Annotated in this window: 21 protein-coding genes and 1 tRNA gene; 16 read left to right on the top strand and 6 right to left on the bottom strand. The window is 70.1% G+C overall.

Going from position 1 to position 20,417, the window contains the following annotated elements; genetic code table 11:
• Window positions 1–214 precede the first annotated feature (214 nt).
• The gene (locus tag B1729_RS11900) at window positions 215–1,417 is read left to right on the top strand and encodes a DNA polymerase III subunit delta' (protein ID WP_239539607.1); all 1,203 of its coding nucleotides are present in this window, start codon (window positions 215–217) and stop codon (window positions 1,415–1,417) included.
• Window positions 1,414–3,006, top strand: coding sequence for an alpha/beta hydrolase (locus tag B1729_RS11895; protein WP_163632889.1), 1,593 nt, complete (start codon window positions 1,414–1,416; stop codon window positions 3,004–3,006). Before B1729_RS11900 ends, B1729_RS11895 begins: the two co-directional genes overlap by 4 nt.
• A gap of 151 nt (window positions 3,007–3,157) precedes the next feature.
• Here the strand turns inward: B1729_RS11895 and B1729_RS11890 are convergent, their stop codons facing one another.
• From B1729_RS11890 to B1729_RS11880, 3 genes are all read right to left on the bottom strand, one after another.
• A complete protein-coding gene (locus B1729_RS11890) occupies window positions 3,158–3,817 on the bottom strand; it encodes a methionine ABC transporter permease (RefSeq protein ID WP_163620537.1) in 660 nt (219 codons plus the stop codon).
• Entirely contained in the window at window positions 3,810–4,847 is a 1,038-nt protein-coding gene (locus B1729_RS11885) for an ATP-binding cassette domain-containing protein (protein ID WP_163620538.1), read from the bottom strand. Before B1729_RS11885 ends, B1729_RS11890 begins: the two co-directional genes overlap by 8 nt.
• Before the next feature lie 87 nt (window positions 4,848–4,934).
• The gene (locus B1729_RS11880; protein WP_163620539.1) at window positions 4,935–5,840 is read right to left on the bottom strand and encodes a MetQ/NlpA family ABC transporter substrate-binding protein; all 906 of its coding nucleotides are present in this window, start codon (window positions 5,838–5,840) and stop codon (window positions 4,935–4,937) included.
• Window positions 5,841–6,096: 256 nt separating this feature from the next.
• On the opposite strand from B1729_RS11880, the gene B1729_RS11875 reads away from it, so the two are divergent.
• Both B1729_RS11875 and B1729_RS11870 read left to right on the top strand, forming a co-directional pair.
• Window positions 6,097–6,169, top strand: a tRNA-Thr gene (locus tag B1729_RS11875).
• Window positions 6,170–6,226: 57 nt separating this feature from the next.
• Window positions 6,227–6,622, top strand: coding sequence for a hypothetical protein (locus tag B1729_RS11870; RefSeq protein ID WP_163620540.1), 396 nt, complete (start codon window positions 6,227–6,229; stop codon window positions 6,620–6,622).
• A 109-nt stretch (window positions 6,623–6,731) separates the two neighbouring features.
• On the opposite strand, the gene B1729_RS11865 is transcribed toward B1729_RS11870, so the two are convergent.
• Window positions 6,732–7,688: an EamA family transporter gene (locus B1729_RS11865; RefSeq protein WP_163632887.1), complete on the bottom strand. Its 957-nt coding sequence runs from the start codon at window positions 7,686–7,688 to the stop codon at window positions 6,732–6,734.
• An 88-nt stretch (window positions 7,689–7,776) separates the two neighbouring features.
• Between B1729_RS11865 and B1729_RS11860 the strand changes: the two genes are divergently transcribed.
• From B1729_RS11860 to B1729_RS11835, 6 genes are all read left to right on the top strand, one after another.
• Entirely contained in the window at window positions 7,777–10,143 is a 2,367-nt protein-coding gene (locus tag B1729_RS11860) for an efflux RND transporter permease subunit (RefSeq protein ID WP_163632885.1), read from the top strand.
• Window positions 10,140–10,730 carry an isochorismatase family protein gene (locus B1729_RS11855; RefSeq protein WP_163632883.1) on the top strand — a complete coding sequence of 197 codons (591 nt, stop codon included), beginning with the start codon at window positions 10,140–10,142 and terminating at the stop codon, window positions 10,728–10,730. The genes B1729_RS11860 and B1729_RS11855 overlap by 4 nt, the downstream gene beginning before the upstream one ends.
• Window positions 10,723–11,394 (top strand): DNA alkylation repair protein, encoded by a 672-nt coding sequence (locus tag B1729_RS11850; protein WP_204260184.1) that lies wholly within the window; start codon window positions 10,723–10,725, stop codon window positions 11,392–11,394. Before B1729_RS11855 ends, B1729_RS11850 begins: the two co-directional genes overlap by 8 nt.
• Window positions 11,395–11,422: 28 nt before the next feature.
• Window positions 11,423–11,872, top strand: a complete 450-nt coding sequence (locus B1729_RS11845; RefSeq protein ID WP_163620544.1) for a GNAT family N-acetyltransferase — start codon at window positions 11,423–11,425, stop codon at window positions 11,870–11,872.
• The gene (locus B1729_RS11840; RefSeq protein ID WP_163620545.1) at window positions 11,869–12,174 is read left to right on the top strand and encodes a hypothetical protein; all 306 of its coding nucleotides are present in this window, start codon (window positions 11,869–11,871) and stop codon (window positions 12,172–12,174) included. The genes B1729_RS11845 and B1729_RS11840 overlap by 4 nt, the downstream gene beginning before the upstream one ends.
• A gap of 522 nt (window positions 12,175–12,696) precedes the next feature.
• Window positions 12,697–13,011, top strand: coding sequence for a hypothetical protein (locus B1729_RS11835; protein ID WP_163632880.1), 315 nt, complete (start codon window positions 12,697–12,699; stop codon window positions 13,009–13,011).
• A 9-nt stretch (window positions 13,012–13,020) separates the two neighbouring features.
• On the opposite strand, the gene B1729_RS11830 is transcribed toward B1729_RS11835, so the two are convergent.
• Window positions 13,021–14,484 carry a serine/threonine-protein kinase gene (locus B1729_RS11830; RefSeq protein WP_163632878.1) on the bottom strand — a complete coding sequence of 488 codons (1,464 nt, stop codon included), beginning with the start codon at window positions 14,482–14,484 and terminating at the stop codon, window positions 13,021–13,023.
• 190 nt (window positions 14,485–14,674) lie between these two features.
• Entirely contained in the window at window positions 14,675–15,337 is a 663-nt protein-coding gene (locus tag B1729_RS11825) for a fasciclin domain-containing protein (protein WP_163632876.1), read from the bottom strand.
• A 216-nt stretch (window positions 15,338–15,553) separates the two neighbouring features.
• Between B1729_RS11825 and B1729_RS11820 the strand changes: the two genes are divergently transcribed.
• From B1729_RS11820 to B1729_RS11795, 6 genes are all read left to right on the top strand, one after another.
• Window positions 15,554–17,284: a cytochrome c biogenesis protein CcdA gene (locus tag B1729_RS11820; RefSeq protein WP_163632874.1), complete on the top strand. Its 1,731-nt coding sequence runs from the start codon at window positions 15,554–15,556 to the stop codon at window positions 17,282–17,284.
• A 33-nt stretch (window positions 17,285–17,317) separates the two neighbouring features.
• The gene (sigK, locus tag B1729_RS11815; RefSeq protein ID WP_204318910.1) at window positions 17,318–17,920 is read left to right on the top strand and encodes an ECF RNA polymerase sigma factor SigK; all 603 of its coding nucleotides are present in this window, start codon (window positions 17,318–17,320) and stop codon (window positions 17,918–17,920) included.
• A complete protein-coding gene (locus tag B1729_RS11810; protein WP_163632904.1) occupies window positions 17,920–18,729 on the top strand; it encodes an anti-sigma factor in 810 nt (269 codons plus the stop codon). Before sigK ends, B1729_RS11810 begins: the two co-directional genes overlap by 1 nt.
• Before the next feature lie 50 nt (window positions 18,730–18,779).
• Window positions 18,780–19,187 (top strand): helix-turn-helix transcriptional regulator, encoded by a 408-nt coding sequence (locus B1729_RS11805; RefSeq protein ID WP_163632870.1) that lies wholly within the window; start codon window positions 18,780–18,782, stop codon window positions 19,185–19,187.
• Between the two features lie 75 nt (window positions 19,188–19,262).
• Entirely contained in the window at window positions 19,263–19,670 is a 408-nt protein-coding gene (locus B1729_RS11800; protein ID WP_163620551.1) for a VOC family protein, read from the top strand.
• 82 nt (window positions 19,671–19,752) lie between these two features.
• A complete protein-coding gene (locus B1729_RS11795) occupies window positions 19,753–20,391 on the top strand; it encodes a DNA-directed RNA polymerase subunit beta (RefSeq protein ID WP_163632868.1) in 639 nt (212 codons plus the stop codon).
• The last annotated feature ends 26 nt before the right edge of the window (window positions 20,392–20,417 follow it).

The following is a 20,417-nucleotide window of genomic DNA, read 5'->3' as shown; positions in this document are numbered from 1 at the left end:
GGGATGCCCTGACGGATGTCCCGTGCGGACGGACTTCCCCGAGGCGGGGTGGTTCCCGCGCTTGTGTCTGTTGCGAGATCAGGTGATTTCACCGGGGTAGGACGTTTGGCCGCAGATCGTCCTGCCTTCGCCACATCTCCTGACCTCGAGACGTGGTCGCGCAGGGCATCGACCGAAGCGCGCGCTGTCAGCCCCCGCGGTTAGGCTGGGCGGGATGGATGCCGCGACCCTGCCCGCCGACGCCAACGAGCGCGACGCGCGCGACGCCGCGGGTGGCGGAGCGGCCGTGCCGTGGGGCGATGTGTGGGGGCAGCCGGAGGCGGTCGCCGCACTGCGGGAGGCGGCATCCGACCCCGCGTCGATGACCCACGCGTGGCTGATCACCGGCCCTCCCGGCTCGGGCCGTTCGACGCTGGCGCACGCGTTCGCCGCGGCGCTCATCGCCGAGCCAGGCGACGAGCGAGCGATGCAGCAGGTGCTGGCCGGCACCCACCCCGATCTCACGGCGCTCCGCACCGAGGGCGTCATCATCTCGATCAAGGACGCCCGCGCGCTGGTGGAGCGCTCGTACTTCTCGCCCTCGCTCGGCCGGTACCGCGTGATCGTCATGGAAGACGCCGACCGCATGGCCGAGCGCACCTCGAACGTGTTGCTGAAAGCCCTCGAAGAGCCTCCCGAGCGCACCGTGTGGGTGCTCTGCGCGCCGAGCGATGCCGACCTCCTGCCCACGATCCGCTCCCGTGTGCGCACGCTGCGCCTGCGCGAGCCCGACATCGCCGACGTGGCCGACCTGATCGTGCGGCGCAGCGGAGTCGATCCGGCGATCGCCGAGCAGTCCGCCCGGCACGCGCAGCGTCACATCGGCATGGCCCAGCGGCTGGCGACGGATGCCGCAGCCCGCGCGCGTCGCGACGCCACCCTGCGAGGGGTGCTGGCCGTGCGAGGGGTCGGCGACGCGGTCGAGGTGGCCGGCGCGATCGTCTCTGCCGCGACCGATGACGCCAAGGCGCTCACGGCGGAGCGGGACGAGGCCGAGCGCTCGTCGCTCCTGCGCACGCTCGGCATCGCCGAGGGCGGAGCGATCCCACCGGCGGTGCGCTCGCAGCTCTCGGCGCTCGAGGACGAGCAGAAGCGCCGCGCCACGCGCAGCCTGCGCGACGGCATCGATCGCGTGCTGACCGACCTGGAGTCGATGTTCCGCGACGTGCTGATGCTGCAGTTCGGCCGGGACGCCGTGCTCATCAACCGGGAACTCGAGTCCGACCTGCGCGCCCTCGCCGCGGCGTGGACGCCCGAGCGCACCCTGACGGTCGTCGACCGCATCGGCGTGACCCGTGAGAACCTCGAACTCAACGCCGCCCCCGCACTCGCCCTCGAGAGCATGCTCGTCACCGTTGCGAGCGGAAGGATCCCGTGAACACGACCCGCCCCCGCCGACCCGGCTCCTCGCAGTCCGGCAGGCTCGGCATCAGGACGAAGGCCGTGGCGGTCGTGGCCGGCCTCGTCGCGGCATCCGTCGCCCTGAGCGGCTGCCTCTCCAGCATGATCCCCGATGCGGCGCCTCGCCCCACCACGAGCAAGACGGCCGACACCGACGGGGTGCCGGCCGAGCTGCTGCCGTACTACGAGCAGACGCTCGACTGGAGCTCCTGCAGCGGTGACTTCGACTGCGCCACCGTCACCGCACCGCTGGACTGGGCCGATCCGTCGAAGGGCGACATCGAGCTCTCGCTGATCCGCAGTCGCGCCGAGGGCGGCGGCGAGCCGATCGGATCCCTTCTGACGAATCCCGGCGGGCCCGGGTCCAGCGGAGTGGCGCTGATCCGCGACTCGGTGTCGTTCGCGGTGAGCGACCCGGTGCGCCAGCAGTTCGATGTCATCGGCTTCGATCCCCGCGGCGTCGGCGAGTCGACCGCCGTGACGTGCTACGACGCGGCGGACATGGACGCCTACCTGTTCGACATCCCCGAGAACGAGCGCGGGACGGATGCCTGGACCGACGAGCTGCTCGCACGCCACGCGGCCTTCGGCGAGGCGTGCGAGGCGAGCAGCGACGGCATCCTCCCGTACATCACGACCGACAACTCCGCTCGCGACATGGACATGATGCGCGCCGTGCTGGGCGACGAGCAGTTGAACTACCTCGGCTACTCGTACGGCACGTTCCTGGGTGCGACCTACGCCAAGCTGTTCCCCGAGAAGGTCGGACGCCTCGTGCTCGACGGTGCCATCGATCCGTCGATTCCGGGGCTGGATGTCGGCATCACGCAGGGGATCGGCTTCGAGTCGGCGCTGCGGGCATACATGGCGGACTGCCTGAACGACGACGAGTGCCCGTTCCGCGGAAGCGTCGATCAGGCGATGACCGATCTCGGCACGCTCCTCGCGGAGGTGGACGGCGACCCCATCCTCAACGCGGACGGCCGCATGCTCGGCGCCGACTCGCTCATGACCACGATCGTCTCGGCACTGTATTCGCAGGACAGCTGGAGCTACCTCACCATGGCGCTCACCGAGGTCCTCCAGGGCAACGCCGACCTGGCCTTCCAGCTGGCGGACTTCTACTACAACCGGCAGGACGGCGCCTACCTCGACAACTCGACCGAGGCCTTCCGCGCGTACAACTGCATGGACTATCCCGTGGACGCGACCGAGCAGCAGCAGGCCGATGCCCAGGCGCTGCTGGCGGCCGAGGCGCCGACGGTCGCACCGTACTGGAGCGGCCCGGATCCCTGCGAGGTCTGGCCGTACCCGGCGACGGGCGTCCGGGAGCGCATCACCGCCGAGGGCGCCGCTCCGATCGTCGTGGTGGGCACCACGAACGATCCCGCGACTCCGTACGAGTGGTCGGTGTCACTGGCCGAGCAGCTGTCGTCCGGCGTCCTGGTGACCCGCGTCGGCGAGGGACACACCGGCTACAACAAGGGCAACGCGTGCGTGGACTCTGCCGTCGAGACGTATCTGCTCGACGGCACCCCGCCCGAGGACGGCCTGCGCTGCGAATAGGAGCCGGAAGCGTGGCGACCGCCTATCCCCGAGGTGGGTCCACGCGCCCCGAGGCTCCGCGCAGCGCGAAGCGATGCGTGGAGAGGGCGTGGGGAGGATGCCGCAGCCGCAGCATCCGCTTCTCTCATCGGTGGCGGGGTCGCCCCAGCGGTCAGCGGCGCAGCACGCGACGTGCGAGTGCGTTGCCGATGAACTGCACGGCCTGGACGATCACGATGATGACGAGCACCGCCGCCCACGTGACCCACGGGTTGAACTGCTTGAAGCCGTAGACGATCGCGAACTCGCCGAGGCCTCCGGCGGCCACCGCGCCGGCGATGGCTGTCATGTCGACGAGGGCCACGACGATGAACGTGTAGCCGAGGATCAGGGGGCCGAGGGCCTCGCGGGGGAGCAGGCGCAGGAGAATCCGTGAGCGGCTGGCGCCGGTGGCGCGGGCGGCCTCGATGACACCGGGGCGGACCGTGAGCAGATTCTGCTCGACGATGCGGCTGATCGCGAACAGCGACGCGATGGTGATCGCGAAGATGCCGAACTCCGGCCCGATGCCCGGGATGCCGAGGCTCCGGGCGATCGGCTGCACCGCGGCGAGCAGGATCACGAACGGGATCGGGCGGAAGAAGTTGACGATCACGTTGATGGTCCCGAAGAGGAACCGGTTCGGGAAGAGACTCCCGGGTCGCGTCGCGTAGAGCGCCAGCCCGACGAACAGGCCCGCGATGCCGCCGAACACGAGGCTCAGCGACACCACGTACAGGGTCTCGGCCGTTGCGGCCCAGAGCTCGGGAAGCAGATCGACGAGCCTATCCACGGGCGTCCTCCTCGATGAGCGGCGCGAACGCCGAAGCGGCGTCGATCGCCTGCTGCACGGCATCCGGCTCTCCGGTCAGTGCCAGGGTGAGATGCCCGAAAACGCGCCCGGCGATGTCGTTGATCCCGCCGTGGATGAGCTCGAACCGCACGCCGTGCGACGAGAGCGCGGCGAACACGTCGGCCTGGGTGACATCCCCCTCGCGCACGGTGAACGTCACGATCCGCCCGGGGTGGCGATCCTGCAGCGTGCGCAGCTGGTCGCCGGCGGGCACGTCCTCGATGATGCTGGCGACGAACCTGCGTGTCGCCGCATGCCGGGGCGCCGAGAGCACGTCGAAGACCGCGCCGCTCTCGATGACGCGGCCGTTCTCCATCACGACGACCCGGTCGGCGAGCGTGCGGATGACGTCCATCTCGTGCGTGATGACGAGGATGGTGACGCCGAGCTCCGCGTTGATGCGTGCGAGGAGCGCCAGCACCTCTTGCGTCGTGTCGGGGTCGAGCGCGCTGGTCGCCTCGTCCGCGAGCAGGATCCGCGGGCTCGTCGCAAGAGCGCGGGCGATGCCGACGCGCTGCTTCTGCCCGCCCGAGAGCTGCTCGGGGTAGCTGCGGGCCTTGTCCGCGAGCCCGACGAAGCGCAGCAGCTCATCGACGCGCGCCGCGATCTCGGCCCGCGGGCGCCCGGCGACCTCGAGGGGGTAGGCGACGTTCTTCGCCACAGTGCGCGACTCGAAGAGGTTGAACTGCTGGAAGATCATGCCGATGTCGCCGCGCAGCTCACGCAGCTCGCGCTCGCGAAGGCGCGTGATGTCGCGGCCGTCGATCTCGACGGTGCCGGCGGTGGGGGTCTCCAGCGCGTTCACCAGGCGCAGCACGGTGCTCTTGCCGGCGCCCGAGTAGCCGATGATGCCGCACACCTCGCCTGCTGCCACGTCGAGCGAGACGTCGTCGACGGCGACGACGTCTGCGCCGTCCTTGGCGGATGCCGGAAAGGTCTTGGTCACGCCGGTCAGGCGGATGAGGGTCATGGGTGCTCCTCGGCGGAACGCGCGTATGCGGCCCGGGCGCACGAGGCGCCGGCGGGCCGCACAGGCGAGTGCCGCGGTGTGGCGGGCTTACGAGTTGGCGCGGATGTCGTCCTCGACGTCGGTGAGCGACGTGAGGAGCTCGTCGACGGGCGTCTTGACGAGGACGGCGGTGCCGCCCGACGCCTCCAGGACGCCGTCCTGCACGGCCTTGGTGTTCTGATAGATCTCCACGAGCTTGAGGTAGGTCGGGTTGTCGGCGTCCTCCGCCTTCGCGGCGAAGATGTTGATGTACGGGAAGGCCGACGGGTCGGCGGGGTCGTCCTGCGCGAGCAGCTCGTCCTCCGTCAGACCGGACTTCGTGACGAAGTCGTTGTTCACGATCGCGCCGGCGAAGTCGGGAAGCGACGACGCGGTGAAGTCCGCGGCGACAGCTTCGACGCGCACCTTCGACTCCGCCTCGATGACCTCGGCAGGAGTCGAGAAGGGTGAGCCGCCGTCCTCGAGCTCGATGAGGCCCGCGGACTGCAGCACCAGCAGGGCGCGCGCGCCGTTCGACTCGTCGTTGGGAATGGCGACCGTCGAGCCCTCGGGGATGTCGTCGACGGAGTCGTACTGGGTCGAGTAGAGGCCGAGCGGGTAGATCGCCGTGGCGCCGATCGGCTGCAGGTCGTCGCCGCTCTGCACGTTGTAGGTGGCGAGGTAGATGATGTGCTGGAACTGGTTGAGGTCGAGCTCGCCCGCAGACAGAGCGGGGTTGGGCTGCGAGTACTCGGTGAAGTCGACGAGCTCCACCTCGATGCCCTCTTCGGCGGCGGCCTCCTTGTAGGTTTCCCAGTACGGTTCCCCGGCGCCGACGACGCCGATGCGCACGACCTCGTCCCCGGCGGGGGCGTCGGCCGCGGCATCCGTCCCGCTACCGGCACAGCCGGCGAGGAGGAGGGCGAGGGGGAGTGCGAGTGCTGCTGCTGCGGTGAGCTTCTTGGGCGTGGACATGTGCGTGCTCCTGTGGATCGAGGCCCGTGTCGGCGGGTGGCCGCGTGCTCGATCCACCGGACCGCGCACGCTTCGTCGCGGACCGCGTTCGAACCTACGTGGCGTCCGCCTCTCGTCCGAACCCGGCCGTAACACGTCGACACCGAGCGGCTGCCGGCGCGGCAGCGGTGCGCCCGCCGCGGTGCACCCCGCGGTGTTCGCGAGCACTCCCGAGACCCTGTAAGATCGTTGCTTGTGCATCGCGCAAGCGAGGCGCGCCACCTTAGCTCAGTCGGCAGAGCGATTCACTCGTAATGAATAGGTCAAGGGTTCGATTCCCTTAGGTGGCTCAGAACCGGAACGGCCGCGGGAGCGGCCGTTTTCCGTATGCGAAGGACGGTGGTGCGGTGCCCCAGGCGATCGACGCCCTCGCCGAGATCTTCTCGTGGATCGGGTTCGGCATGGGCGCGCTGCTCGCCGGAGTCGCGCTCATCATGTACCTGTTCGACGGCACCTGGGTGCCGGTGCGGGCCGTCGTCGAGGCGTCCGAGCACGGTCGGCTGGTGCGCTGGTTCGACGAGGACGGCGGCGTGGGCGAGGCGCATCTGACCCACGAGCAGCAGCACCACATCGGCGACGCCGACATGACCGACATCTTCATCCGCCGAGGGTCCCTCAACCGGATGCGGCTGACGCAGGGGTCGCCGGCTGTCCGCGCGGTGGCACTCCTCGCCGTCGGGATGCTCGGGCTCGGCGTCGTCGCCCTGGTGACCTCGCTCGTCATGCTGTTCGCGCGCGGCTGACCGGGAACGCCCGCGCCCAGGAACCACGAGCGGGTGTATTTCCGCCGGCGGAAACACACCCTCTCGCGATTCGTTCCTTGCGCGATGCATCTGGCGTGCACGGCGCAGCTCAGGCGACGGCGAGCATGCCTCCGGCGGCGAGGGCGAGACCGAGGCCCACCCACTGGACGACGGCGACGCGCTCCCGCAGGACGACGGCCGCGAGCAGGATCGTGCCGGCGGGGTAGAGCGCCGTCAGCGCCGAGACCACCGCCAGGTCGCCGGTCCGCAGCGCCAGGAGCATGAGGGCGTTGGCGGCGGCATCCGCGATTCCGCACGCGATCGCGAGCGACCACGCCTGACGCGCCGTCGCGACCGTGGGGAGGGGATCGGTCGTCGCATGCTCGAGATCGGCGTGTCCGCTCGGGACAACGCCGAGCTGTGCGCCGGCGACGTGCAGAACCGACCGCGCGGGTGCGCCCCGCCGGACCGCCGCGACGGCGAGGATGCCGATAACACCTACCGTGACGACCGCGCTGGTGGCGCGGCCGGTGAGCAGGGGCACCAGGCCGCCGCCGGCGGAGGTCTGATCGACGATGATGAGGAAGGCGCCGATCGCGAGACCTGCGCCGGCCGCCATCGCGAGCCCGCGCGCATTCGGCCGCACGATCCTCTCGCCGGGGATGAACCCGACGAGGACGACCGCGACCAGGGCGACGGCGAGCCCGGCGTACCCGATCGGCGCCAGCGCATCGCCCTTGACGAGCAGACCCCACAGCATCGGCGCGATCGCCGAGACGACCGCCGTCAGCGGCGAAAGGATGCTCATCGGCCCGATCGCGAGGCAGGCGTACAGCAGGGCGACCGCGACCACTCCGACCATGCCGGCGAGAACGCCCCATGCGACATCCGCGACCGTCCACACGCCGCCTACGAGAGGCTGCACGAGCAGCAGCGCGAGGAACCCCGAAAGAGCCGCCACGGCGGTGACGACGATCGCGCGCAGCCGCCGTGCCGCCAGGCCGCCGAGGAAGTCCGCGGAGCCGTAGACCACGGCGCCTATCAGGGCGAGGGCAGCGGAGAGCATCGCGACTCAGCATAGGAGCCGTGCGGGCCACGGGGTCGTTGCACCAACTTCGTTTCCGCAAAGCGATTTAGCTAGATAAGCTAGCGATATGTCTTCGCCTCACCACGCGAACCGCCGACCTTCCGGCTGGCTGCGCATCGGCATCCCGGCCCTTCTCGTGCTGATCTGGCTGGCCGCGGGATCGATCGGAGGGCCGTACTTCGGGAAGGTCGACGAGGTGTCGACCAACGACCGTTCGAGCTTCCTGCCCGAGAACGCGGATGCCACACAGGTGAACGAGAGGCTGACGGACTTCCTCGGCGAAGACAGCATCCCCGCCGTCGTGGTCGTCACCGGCGACGGTGAGCTCTCGGAGGCTGACGTCGCCGACGCACAGGCGCTGGCCGACGACATCGCGGCGATCGACGGCGTGCAGGAAGGCGTGTCGCCGCCGATCCTGTCGGACGACGGTGAGGCCGTGCAGATCTTCGTCCCCATCGATGCCGCTGGCGAGGTGGGCGAGATCGTCGACGAGATCCGGACGCTCGTCGCCGACGAACTGCCTGAGGGGCTGGACGGGTGGGTCACCGGACCGGCGGGGTTCACGGCGGATCTGGTGGAGGGCTTCCTCGGCATCGACGGGCTGCTCCTCGGTGTGGCCCTGCTCGCCGTCTTCCTGATCCTCGTGATCGTCTACCGCTCACCCCTGCTGCCGGTCCTGGTGCTCCTCACGTCGATGTTCGCCCTGTGCGCAGCGCTCCTCACCGTGTGGTGGCTCGCGTACGCCGGCATCGTGGTGCTCAACGGGCAGGTGCAGGGCATTCTGTTCATCCTCGTCATCGGCGCCGCGACGGACTACGCGCTGCTGTACGTCGCCCGCTTCCGCGAGTCCATCGCGACGGGCGCGTCGAAGTGGGATGCGACGCTCTCGGCGTGGCGCGGAGCGTTCGAGCCGATCCTCGCGTCGGGCGGCACGGTGATCGCGGGCCTGCTGTGCCTGCTGCTCTCGGATCTGGCGACCAACCGCGCTCTCGGGCCGATCGCCTCGATCGGGATCGCCTTCTCGGTGCTCTCGGCGCTGACGTTCCTGCCGGCGCTGCTGGCCCTCTGCGGCCGCGCCGCCTTCTGGCCCTTCATCCCGAAGCAGCCGCTCGCCATGATCCCCGACGATCTGACCGAGCCGGTCAAGGGACTCTGGCCGCGGCAGGCGCGGTTCGTCGCGCGGAACGCGCGCGTCGTGTGGATCGCGTGCACCATCGTGCTGCTCGCCGGCGCGATCGGCATCACCCAGCTCAAGGCGGACGGCGTGCCCACGAGCGATCTCGTACTGGGGTCGTCTGAGGCGCGCGACGGCCAGGAGGTGCTCGCCGAGCACTTCCCGGCCGGCTCGGGGTCTCCCGTTTACGTGATCCTCCCCGAGGAAGACCTCGCCGGCGCCGTCGAGGTGCTGGCGGCGTCGGAAGGCATCGATTCCGTGGCGGTCGCCTCCGACGACTCCCCGACCGGGCAGGCAGGCGTCGAGGTCGAAGGCGGCGAGCCGGTGCTCACGGCGGTCGGCCCGCCCGGCACGCCTGCTCCGGAGGCGACGGTCTCGGACGGCGACGTGCTGGTGATCGGGACGCTGACGGATGCCGCAGACTCTGTCGCCGCTGAGGACACGGTGCGCGAGCTGCGCGCCGACCTCGATGACGCGCTCGGTGCGGGAACGGCGATCGTCGGCGGCGAGACGGCGACCGACATCGACACCAATGACACGTCGACGCGCGACCGGACGGTCATCATCCCGGTCATCCTGCTGGTGATCCTCCTGATCCTGATGCTGCTGCTGCGGTCGGTCCTGGCTCCCGTGCTGCTCATCGCGACGGTGATCCTGTCGTTCGCCACCGCGCTCGGGGTCAGTGCGCTCGTCTTCAACACGGTCTTCGGATTCCCCGGCGCCGACCCCGCGGTGCCGCTGTACGGGTTCGTCTTCCTCGTCGCGCTCGGCGTGGACTACAACATCTTCCTGATGTCGCGCGTGCGCGAGGAGTCCCTCGTCCACGGGACGAGATCGGGCATCCTGCGGGGTCTCGTCGCGACCGGCGGCGTCATCACCTCGGCCGGTCTCGTGCTCGCGGCGACCTTCGCGGCGCTGGGCGTCATCCCGATCCTGTTCCTGGTGCAGCTCGCCTTCATCGTCGCGTTCGGTGTGCTGCTCGACACCTTCGTGGTGCGGTCGCTCCTCGTGCCCGCCCTGTCGTACGACATCGGACGAGCGATCTGGTGGCCGTCGAAGCTCGCGCGACGGCAACCGGAAGCCGGCCCTTCGACAAGCTCAGGGACCAGGTCAGATCAGCCTGCCTCACCGGTCGCCGAGCCTGTCGAAGCGCAACTGCCGGTGGATGCCCCGCTGCCGACCGACACGGATGCCGAGCTCGTGGCCGACGACGGACACCCTCTCACCCGCGAGGAGTACAGGCGTACGCTCGAACCATGAGCAAGGCGCTGTTCATCGTCGACGTCCAGAACGACTTCACCGAGGGCGGTGCCCTCGGTGTAGAGGGTGGGGATGCCGTCGCGCAGCGCATCTCGGAGTACCTGGTCACGCACGGCGAGGAGTACGCCGTCATCGTCGCCTCGCGCGACTGGCACCACGGCGAGGGCGACAACGGCGGGCACTTCAGTCCCGAGCCCGACTTCGTCGACACGTGGCCCGTTCACTGTGTGAGCGGCACGGAGGGTGCCGAGTACGACCCCGGGCTCGACACCTCCGCGGTGACGCATCACGTCAAAAAGGGTCAGGGCGGGCCGGCATACTCGCTGTTCGAGGGCACGACCGACGACGGGGTGACGGTGACCCACCTGCTCGAGGAGCACGGCGTCGTGGACGTCGACGTGGTGGGCCTTGCGACGGACTACTGCGTGCGTGCGTCGGCCCTCGACGCCATCGAGCACGGGCGGCACGTGCGGGTCCTCACCGACCTCGTCGCCGGGGTGGCTCCGGAATCGAGCGACGCCGCGCTCGCGGAGCTCGCGCACGCGGGGGCGGAGTTGAGCCACTCCGGTCTCGACGGCGGTGACTGAGCCCGCCGGCGGGTCGCCGACGGCCGTGGGCGTCCGCGCGGCGCTCGAGGCCGCGGCATCCGCTGACGAACGGGCCAAGATCCAGCGGCGCATGACCGATCAGCGCACCGAGATCCTCGGCGTGCGCATGGGCACCGTCTTCGACATCGCCAGGACGAATGCACGGATGCCGCTGGCCGAGGTCGACCGGCTGCTCGACTCGGATGTCTACGAGCTGCGCGTGGCGGCGGTGTCGATCCTCGACTTCCAGGCCCGAACGAAGGATGCCGACCGCGCCGCGCTGTACGACCTCTGGATGCGGCGCCTGGACCGCATCGACACGTGGGACTACATCGACCGTGCGGCTCCGCGCGTGATCGGCGGATATCTGCTCGACAAGCCCCGCGACGTGCTGTTCGACCTCGCGCGGTCGGAGGATCGGTGGCACCGCCGCACGGCGATCACCGCGGCGTTCTGGATCATCCGCGCCGGCGACCTCGACGATCCGCTGGCGCTCTGCGACGTGCTGGCTGCGGACCCCGAGCACCTGGTGCAGACGAACGTGGGGGTGGCGCTGCGCGAGATCGGGCGGGTCGACCGCGTGCGGCTCGAGGAGTTCCTCGCGCGTCGCGGCGACGATCTGAGTGCTCATGCGCGGCGAACCGCGCGCTCCGCCCTGACATGATGCGCACCACACGTTAGCCTCGGGTCTTGTGACTGCGATCCGCCCACTCGCCCCTGCCGACCGCGAGGCCTGGCTGCCGCTCTGGCGCGGCTACCTCGCGTTCTACGAATCGGAGCTCTCGGATGAGCAGACCGAGCTGACGTGGCACCGCCTCCTCGATCCGCAGTTCCCGATCCACGGCGCGCTCGCCACCGGCGACACGGGGGAGGCGGTGGGGTTCGTGCACTGGCTGACCCACGCGGCCACCTGGTCGGCGGGCCCGTACTGCTACCTCGAGGATCTGTTCGTCCACCCCGACACCCGGGGCACGGGCGCGGGACGCGCGCTCATCGCCCACGTCACCGACTGGGCCCGTGAACAGGGCGCCGCGAAGGTGTACTGGCTCACGCAGGAGTCCAACGCCACGGCACGCGGCCTGTACGACCGTGTCGCGACCTCGACCGGCTTCGTGCACTACGAGATCGGACTGGCGTCATGACGGGCGGAGCGGCTCCCGCCGAGCGCAGCACCGGCGACCTCGTCGCCACGCTGCTGCTCATCGGCTTCTCGGTCGGGGGCGCGGTGGTGCTGTTCTTCGTCTCGCTGCTCTGGGCGGTCGGCACCTACGACAACACGCTCGCCATCGTGCTCGGCGGATATCTGCCGCTCGCCTTCGCGGTGATCGGCGGCGTCGCGGGCATCCTCGCGCTGTCCCGCAAGCGCACCGCGTTCTGGTACCCGCTCATCGCGCTGGTGCTGAGCATCGTGGCCTGGCTCATCGCCGCCGCGATCGCGCGCTGACAACGGGGCCGGCCAAGTGCTCCGGCGGCTCGAACGGTGTGGTGCCCCCACAGGGGCTCGAACCCTGGACCCACGGATTAACCTGCTGCACTGAGTTTCCCCAGCCACCGTCTCCGGCTTGCAGTCTGGACTATATCTTCACCTTCGGCCGGACCGGTCAGGTGCGCCGCGTGTAGTCTCTGAGGTTCCCTTGCGGTTACCTGCTGATTGCCCAATCCCTCGGATTTTCACTGCCAGGTGTCGTTCAGACGCTTGGCGAGTACCTCGGGCTCTCAGGGTGTTCCAGCATATAGCGGCGGTCATCCAGCGCATTTCGGCGCTGGCGCTCCATTTTGTTGTGTTGAAGTCCGTTGCTCTAACCAACTGAGCTATAGGGGCGCCTCCACCCTAGCAAGGCCACGCGGATGGTCGGAGCGTCGGAGCCCATCTCTAGGCTGTGGCTTCGCCCGTGTGGAGACGTCGCATGTCGCGAGTGCAACCGGCGGTCGTCGCGCGACTACTACGCGCAATCGTGAACGTCATGTGCGGGTCATCGTCGAACGCACTGCGAAGCGGCGCGCCGAGGCCAAAACGTTCCTCGTGACCTATCTGCGCGACCATCCGTGCGTCGACTGCGGCGTGACCGATCTGCGGGTCCTCGACTTCGACCACCGACCAGGGGCTGACAAGCGCAAGGACGTCATGGCGATGGTGAAGGAGGGGTTCAGCATCGCCAAACTGTCGGAAGAGATCGATAAGTGCGACGTGCGTTGCCGCAACTGTCATGCGATCGTGACCCTCGAGCGCGCCGGAGACAACTGGCGGTCGAGAGCGATGCGCGACCTCCGTGGCGCCTGACCGCGGCGCTCAGCCGTTGCCGCCCCCGTTGCCGCCGCCGTTGCCGTTGCCGTTCCCGCGCCCGCCGCTGCCGCCGCCGCCGCCGTTGTTGTTGCCCGGGCCGCTGTTGTCGTTGACGTCCCCGCCGCCTCCGGTGTCGGCCGGCGGCGGGTCGCCGGCCGGGGCCTGCTCAGCGGGCACGCTGGCCGGCACCTCCTCGACCGGAGCCTCCTCCGTCGGCGCCGGCGGAGCCTCCTCCGTCGGTACGGGCGGAGCTTGCTCCTCCGCGGGCGGGGTCGATGCGGGGTCGGCATCTGCGGACCAGCTGTTCGCCACCAGCACCGAGCCGAGCGCGAGTGCGAGCGCCAGCAGCGCCGCGACGACCACCCCGATCATCAGGGCACGGCGCGAGGCTCGCCCACGCTCGTCGGGCACGGCAGGGGCGACCGCTGCCGCCTCATCCGTCCCGGCCGAAGCTCCCGACGCGCGGGCGGCCACGCGCGCATCGCGGCGGAGCGCTCCGCGCTCGAGGGTGCCCGCAGAACCTGCGGCCAGCGCGGGCTGGGGAAAGACCTGGGTGGGATCGGCGACGGATATCGCGACAGGCGCCGTCGAGGGGTCGGCTGCTTGACGGGCGATGGTGTTCTCCATGGCAGCCAGGCGGGAGGCCGCCGTCACGACGTCGAGCGCGGCGGGTCGGTCGTCCGGGCGGATCGCCGTCATCCCGCGCAGCAGGCCCTGCCACGACGGGTGGAGCGACTCCGGGATCTCGGGCGCCGACGACAGCCGTGCCACCACCGTGCCGATGCCTTCGGCATCGCCGAACGGTCGTTCGCCGGTCAGCGCCTCGATGAGCAGGAGACCGAACGCGTAGATGTCGGCGGCCGGCGCCGGCGGCACCCCGCGCGCCTGTTCCGGAGCGACGTACGCCATCGTGCCGACGATGACTCCCGGGGTGGTCACACGGGCCGAGTCCATCAAGTAGGCGATGCCGAAGTCCCCGAGCTTCGCGCGCCACTCCCATCCGGGCCGCGGCGACGACCACAGGAGCACATTCGAGGGTTTGATATCGCGATGCACGACCCCGTGCTCGTGCGCGACGTGCAGGCCCTCCGCGATGTCGATCGCGATCGATGCGACGATCTTCGGATCGACGGGCCCCCGCGCGATGAGATCCCGCAGCGTGATGCCGTCGACGTGCTCCATGACGAGGTAGCTGGTCTCGCCCGTGCCGACGCGCGCATCGAACACGGTGACGAGGGAGTGGTGACTCAGAGAAGCGAGGAGGGTCGTCTCTGACAGTGCACGTTCGACGGAGTCGATGCCGTCGGTGGGTTCGCGGAACACCTTCACTGCCACCGAGCGCTGGAGGTGGGTGTCTTCGGCGCGATAGACGCGCGCCATCCCGCCCTCGCCGATACGCTCATGCAGGACGTAGCGATCGTCCAAGATCTCGCCGGTGGACAACTCCGCCGACGCGCGCAGGTCTGTCACGTCTCCTCCCACCTGGCGTCCGCACCCCTCCGGCGCAACCCCAGGCCCAGAATCACGTTAGACAGCGCGCCTGATTGTCCCCACACCCTTGACTCTTGCGCGAGCGCGTGCAATGCACGACGAGGCCGCCGACGTCATCCCCAGACGTCGACGGCCTCACCGCCCCCCTGCCGGCCGAAGCCGGCGGCGGTCACTGTGCCGGAGGCATCAGGACCGAGTCGATGAGATACACGGTGGCGTTGGCGGTCTGCACGCCGCCGCAGATCACGGTGGCGTCGTTGACCATCCACTCGTCTCCGCTTCCGGTCACCTCGAGATCGGAGCCCTGCACGGTGGTGTGCATGCCGGCGATGTCGGCAGGCTCGATCTGGCCGGGAACAACGTGGTACGTCAGGATTGACGTCAGCGTCGCCGTGTCGGTCTTCAGCGCCTCGATGGTCGCCGGGTCGAGGGCCGCGAACGCCTCGTCCACCGGGGCGAAGACGGTGAACTCGTCGCCGTTGAGGGTGTCGACGAGGTCGACCTCGGGGTTGAGCTGGCCGCTCACGGCGGCGGTGAGCGTGGTCAGCATCGGATTGTTGGATGCCGCGACCGCGACCGGATCGGCCGACATGCCCTCGATCGAGCCGTCGCCGTCCGGCACGGCCTCCGCATAGGCGGCGCAGCCGGGGCCGACGAGGTTCGCGGCGGGGTCGGCGGCCATCGGCTCCTCGCTCGCCTCCATGGCCGGTGTGGAGGGTTCTGCCGACGGCTCGGCGGCCGAGCCGCCCATCGAGCATGCCGACAGTGCGAAGGACGCGGCGACGGCGAGAGCGAGCCCGGCCGAGAGGCGCTTCCGGGTGATGCGAGACATTGTCTTCCTCCTCCATGCGGTCGTGCGACCGCGGTCTGGTGGCCCCCGGTGCGGGGAGCGTGCCGCAGGAGCGGCTACACGGACTGTTCGGAGGGCTCCCCGGAACGGATTGGACGAAATGCGGATGCCGCTGCCCGGGCTCACGGCATCCGTTGTCAGTGCGTCCAATCCGAAGCGGCCTGTGGAGCGAACAACCGTCGACACCAAGGGGGATTCATGGAGCTCGTCATCATCGGTCTGCTCGGCGGGCTCATCACGGGGATCTCGCCGTGCATCCTGCCGGTGCTGCCGGTCATCTTCCTGACCGGCGGCGCGCAGTCCGCCCGTTTCGCCTCCGAGGCGGGCGACGGGCCGGCCCCGGCGTCGCGCTGGCGGCCGTACCTCGTCATCGCGGGGCTCGTCACCAGTTTCACGCTGGTCACTCTGCTGGGCTCGCTTCTGCTGGGTGCGCTCGGTCTGCCGCAGGACGTGCTGCGCTGGGCGGGGATTGCGGTGCTCGTCCTGATCGGCATCGGCCTGCTCGTGCCGGGATTCGAGCGGGTGCTCGAGAAACCCTTCCAGCGGCTCGCCCGTCGCTCCGAGGTGCAGAACTCCGGGAGCGGGTACGGTGTCGGGCTGGCCCTCGGCACGGTCTTCGTGCCGTGCGCGGGACCGGTGCTGGCGGCGATCATCGTGGCCGGCTCGACCGGCCGCATCGACGTCGGCACAGTGGTGCTGACGCTCTCCTTCGCTGTCGGCGTCGCGATCCCGCTGCTGTTCTTCGCGCTGGCGGGTCGTGGCCTGGTCGAGCGCATCCGCGCGTTCCGCACGCACGAGCGGGGCCTGCGGATCGCCGCCGGCGTGGCGATGCTCGCGCTCGCGGTCGGGCTCGTCTTCAACGTGCCGCAGCTGCTCCAACGGCTCGTGCCGGACTACACGGCTGACATCCAGCGGCAGCTCACCGACAACCCCGATGCGCGCCGGGCGCTCGATCTCGGCGGGCTGGTGACGGATGAGAACCGCGAGCTCGACCAGTGCACCAACGGCGCGGCCGAACTGGAGTCCTGCGGGACGGCGCCGAGCATCCGGGGCATCGACGCGTGGCTGAACACGCCGGACGGCGCGCCGATCGCCCTCGACGACCTGCAGGGCGAGGTCGTGCTCATCGACTTCTGGGCGTACTCGTGCATCAACTGCCAGCGCAGCATCCCGCACGTCGTGGCGTGGGACGAGGCCTATCGAGATGCGGGACTGCGGGTGATCGGCATCCACTCTCCCGAGTACGCCTTCGAGAAAGACGCCGCCAATGTCGCCGCAGGGGCGCGCGACTTCGGCATCACGTATCCGGTGGCTCTCGACAACAGCCTGTCGACGTGGACGAACTACCGGAACCGCTACTGGCCCGCCCACTACCTGATCGACGCTTCCGGCACCGTGCGGCACATCTCGCTCGGCGAGGGCAGCTACGCCGCGACCGAGAAGCTGATCCGAGAGCTGCTGCAGGATGCCGACCCCGACGTGGCGCTGCCGGGTGCGACCGACATCGCCGACGACACGCCGGATGCCGGCACGCGCACGCGAGAGACGTTCCTCGGGTCGGCGAAGGACGTCAACCACGGCGGTGACTCGCCTTACCGCGCAGGCGAGGCCGAGTACCGGCTGCCCGCCGAGCAGCCCGCGGATTCGTTCGCGCTCGATGGCGCCTGGCGCATCGAGACGCAGTACGCCACGCCTACCGCAGCCGCGGGTGGCGGCATCCGTCTGCAGTTCCATGCGGATGAGGTGCGGATGGTGCTGGCCGGCGAAGGCGAGGTGCGCGTACGGCTGGACGGCGGCCCAGAGCAGACGCTGGCGGTGTCGGGAACGCCTCGGTCGTACGCCGTCGCGGAAGGCGCGGTCGGGTCCGCCCAGGTGCTCGACGTGATCGTGTCGCCGGGCGTCGAAGTGTACTCGTTCACCTTCGGGTGAGGCGACGCCGGGGCGAAGGAGGGCGGGTAGGGCATGCTGGTGGACATGGTGATCGATGGGATCGACGTGCCGGAGGACGGCACGGAGCCCGTTGATCGCATCGGAGAGCTGCTGCAGCGCGTCGCCGCCGGAGACCAGGCGGCGTTCGCGCGGGTCTATGACCTCCTGTCGCCGCGCGTCTTCGGCCTCATCCTGCGAGTGCTCGTCAACCGGGCGCAGAGCGAAGAGGTGCTGCAGGAGGTGTTCCTCGAGGTGTGGCAATCCGCATCGCGGTTCGCTCCGAACAGAGGTCAGGGGAGATCGTGGGTCCTCACGATCGCGCACCGCCGGGCGGTGGACCGTGTGCGGGCCTCGCAGTCGAGCGCGGATCGAGACGTGCGAGCCGGATTCCGCGATCTCGGGGTGGCCCACGACGAGGTGGCGGAGCAGGTCGAGCTGCGCATCGAGGGGGAGCGGGTGGCGACGGCGCTGTCGGCACTGCCCGACGCCCAGAAGGAAGCGCTGACCCTCGCGTATTACGGGGGTTACAGTCAGAGCGAGATCGCGGCCCTGGTGGGAGCGCCGTTGGGGACGATCAAGACGAGGATGCGGGACGGACTGTCCCGCCTGAGAGCGGAGATGGGGGTGACCGCGTGATGGACGAGGAGGAGTTCGCCGAGCTTGCCGCCGGCGCTGCGCTGAACGCGCTGTCACCCGCCGACCGGGAGGCGTTCGAGGCCGCCCGGCGCCGGCACCCCGAGTGGCAGCACCTGGTGGATGCGGATGCCGCGACCGCCGCCGCCCTCGCGGACACCGTCTCGGACGCGCTGCCCCCGCTGACCCTGCGCTCGAACCTGCTCGCGCGTGTCGCGGCGACCCCGCAGCTGCCGGCAATGGACGCGTCCGCTGCGGCGGCCGCCGAACCGGTCGCGGCGTGGTCGGAGAGCGACGAGCAGCCGGCGGCCGAGCCGCCGCCCGCGACGGCCGTCATCCAGGCGGTGTCGCGGCGGCGCTGGACCCGCGGAATCCTCGGGCTCGCCGCATCGCTGGTGCTGCTCGTCGCCCTCGGGCTCGGCGCCGCCACGCTCAACGACTACCTGAACCGCTCGGCAGAGGTCGTCGCGCTCCAGCAGATCGAGGATGCACCCGACGCCCAGTCGGTCACGGTCGAGGTCACCGACGGCGGCACGGCGACGGCGCACTGGTCGGAGTCCGTCGGCAAGGTCGTGGTGGTCTCGCAGGGGCTTCCGCAGATCGCCGACGACGAGAGCTTCGAGCTGTGGTTCGTGCGTGGCGGCGACGCGGTCTCGGCAGGCACCTTCGAGTCCGCGGACGGCCAGGCGACGGCGCTGCTCGACGGTGCGGTGGAACCGGGCGACGTGATCGCGATGACGATCGAGCCGCAGGGCGGGTCGCCCACCGGGGAGCCGTCGTCCGAACCCATCGTGACCATCCCCACAGCCTGAATCCTGCCGACGCACTGGTGCGACAGGGCGATCCGGGTAGCGTGAAACCCGTGGTTTCCGCCGTGCAGACGACCCAGACACTCGCGCACCTCCGGCGTGCGCGCGATCTCATCGACCGTGAGTACGCGGAGCCCCTCGACGTGCCGACGATGGCGACGAAGGCGCTGATGTCGCCGGCGCATTTCTCGCGGGAGTTCAAGACCGCCTACGGTGAGACCCCGTACGCGTATCTCATGACCCGGCGCATCGAGCGCGCCATGGCGCTGCTGCGCGAGGGCACGTCGGTGACGGATGCCTGCACCGCCGTCGGCGCGACATCGCTCGGTTCGTTCAGCTCAACGTTCACCGAGATCGTGGGGGAGACCCCGAGCTCGTACCGGTCCCGGCCGCATGACGCGGCCGAGGCGATGCCGCTGTGCGTCGCGAAGATCCTCACGCGCCCGACCCGGTACGCCTGACCGCTGTTCGACGGTCGTGCCAACTGAGCAGGATCGGAGAAGCGCGCGCCCAGGCGGGACCCTAGCGTGGCAGGCATGACGAACATCGCGCTGGCATACAGCCCCATCACCGTCGACGATGTCGACGCCGCCATCCCGTTCTACCGCGACGGCCTCGGTCTCGAGGTCGTCAACGACGTCTCCTACGACGGTCACCGCTGGGTGAGCTTCGGCTTCCCCGGTCAGCCCGGTCTGTCGCTCGTCGTCTCGGACCCGACCGCGGGTCGGTCTCCCGACGACGGCGAGACGCTGAATCGCCTCATCGTGAAGGGGTCAGGCCCTGGGCCCTACGTGTTCACCACCGGCGACCTCGACGCCACCTTCGAGCAGCTGCGCGCCTTCGGCGCCGAGGTGCTGCAGGAGCCCAAGGGGCAGGACTGGGGACCGCGCGACTGCGCGTTCCGCGACCCTGCCGGCAACCACATCCGCATCAACCAGGTCTGAGCGGACGGGCATCATGTGCCTGCCCTGGGCGGCTGCGCGCGAGCGGGAGCCCGTGCTCGTGGCGGCGAGTAGCCTGGACGGGATGAGCGATTCGTCCAGGGAGTTCCACAAGCCCGTCCGACGACCGGCGGAGCTCTTCGACCGTGTGTTCGCGGCCGAGGATCCGGCGGAGGTCTCGCGCGTCGCGCACACGACTGCGCACGCCCTGCTGGCGCGGGTGCGCGCCGACCCCGACGGCGACGTCGTCGACCGGCTCGTCGCGTTCACCGACGAGCACGGCATCGACGACCTCGCCGAACTGTGGTCCCGCTCGCCGGCGAAGACGCTCCCCGGAGCGCTGTGGCGGCTGTACCTCGTGCAGCTCATGATCCACGACGACCCGCGCACGGCCGCGCTCCTGTACGAGCGCGGCCGTGCCGAGCTCGCGTCCGCCGACGACGTCGTCGCCGGCGCGCCGTCACCCGCCGGCCCCGACGAGCTCGTCGCCCTGGTCGACACGATCCTGCGCGGTCTGTTCGAGGGCGACTTCGCCGTCGCGCTCGACCGCGCCGCCGCGTTCTGCCGCGTGCAGGCGTCGGGCGCGACGCATGTCGCCGACGACTACGAGGCGACCGAGCCTGATCGCGCATCGGCGTTCACCACGCGCGCCCTGCGGCTGTCGGACTACGCCGCCGACCTGACAGCCTGCGCCGCGCTGTGGCGCCGCGACGCGCTCACCTGACGCGGTACAGAACGCCTCGGTGCTGA

The organism is Microbacterium sp. B35-04, from assembly GCF_010634885.1.
GTDB lineage: Bacteria > Actinomycetota > Actinomycetes > Actinomycetales > Microbacteriaceae > Microbacterium.
Note: the sequence above shows the minus strand (reverse complement) of the source record. Positions and strands in the feature narration are given on the sequence as shown.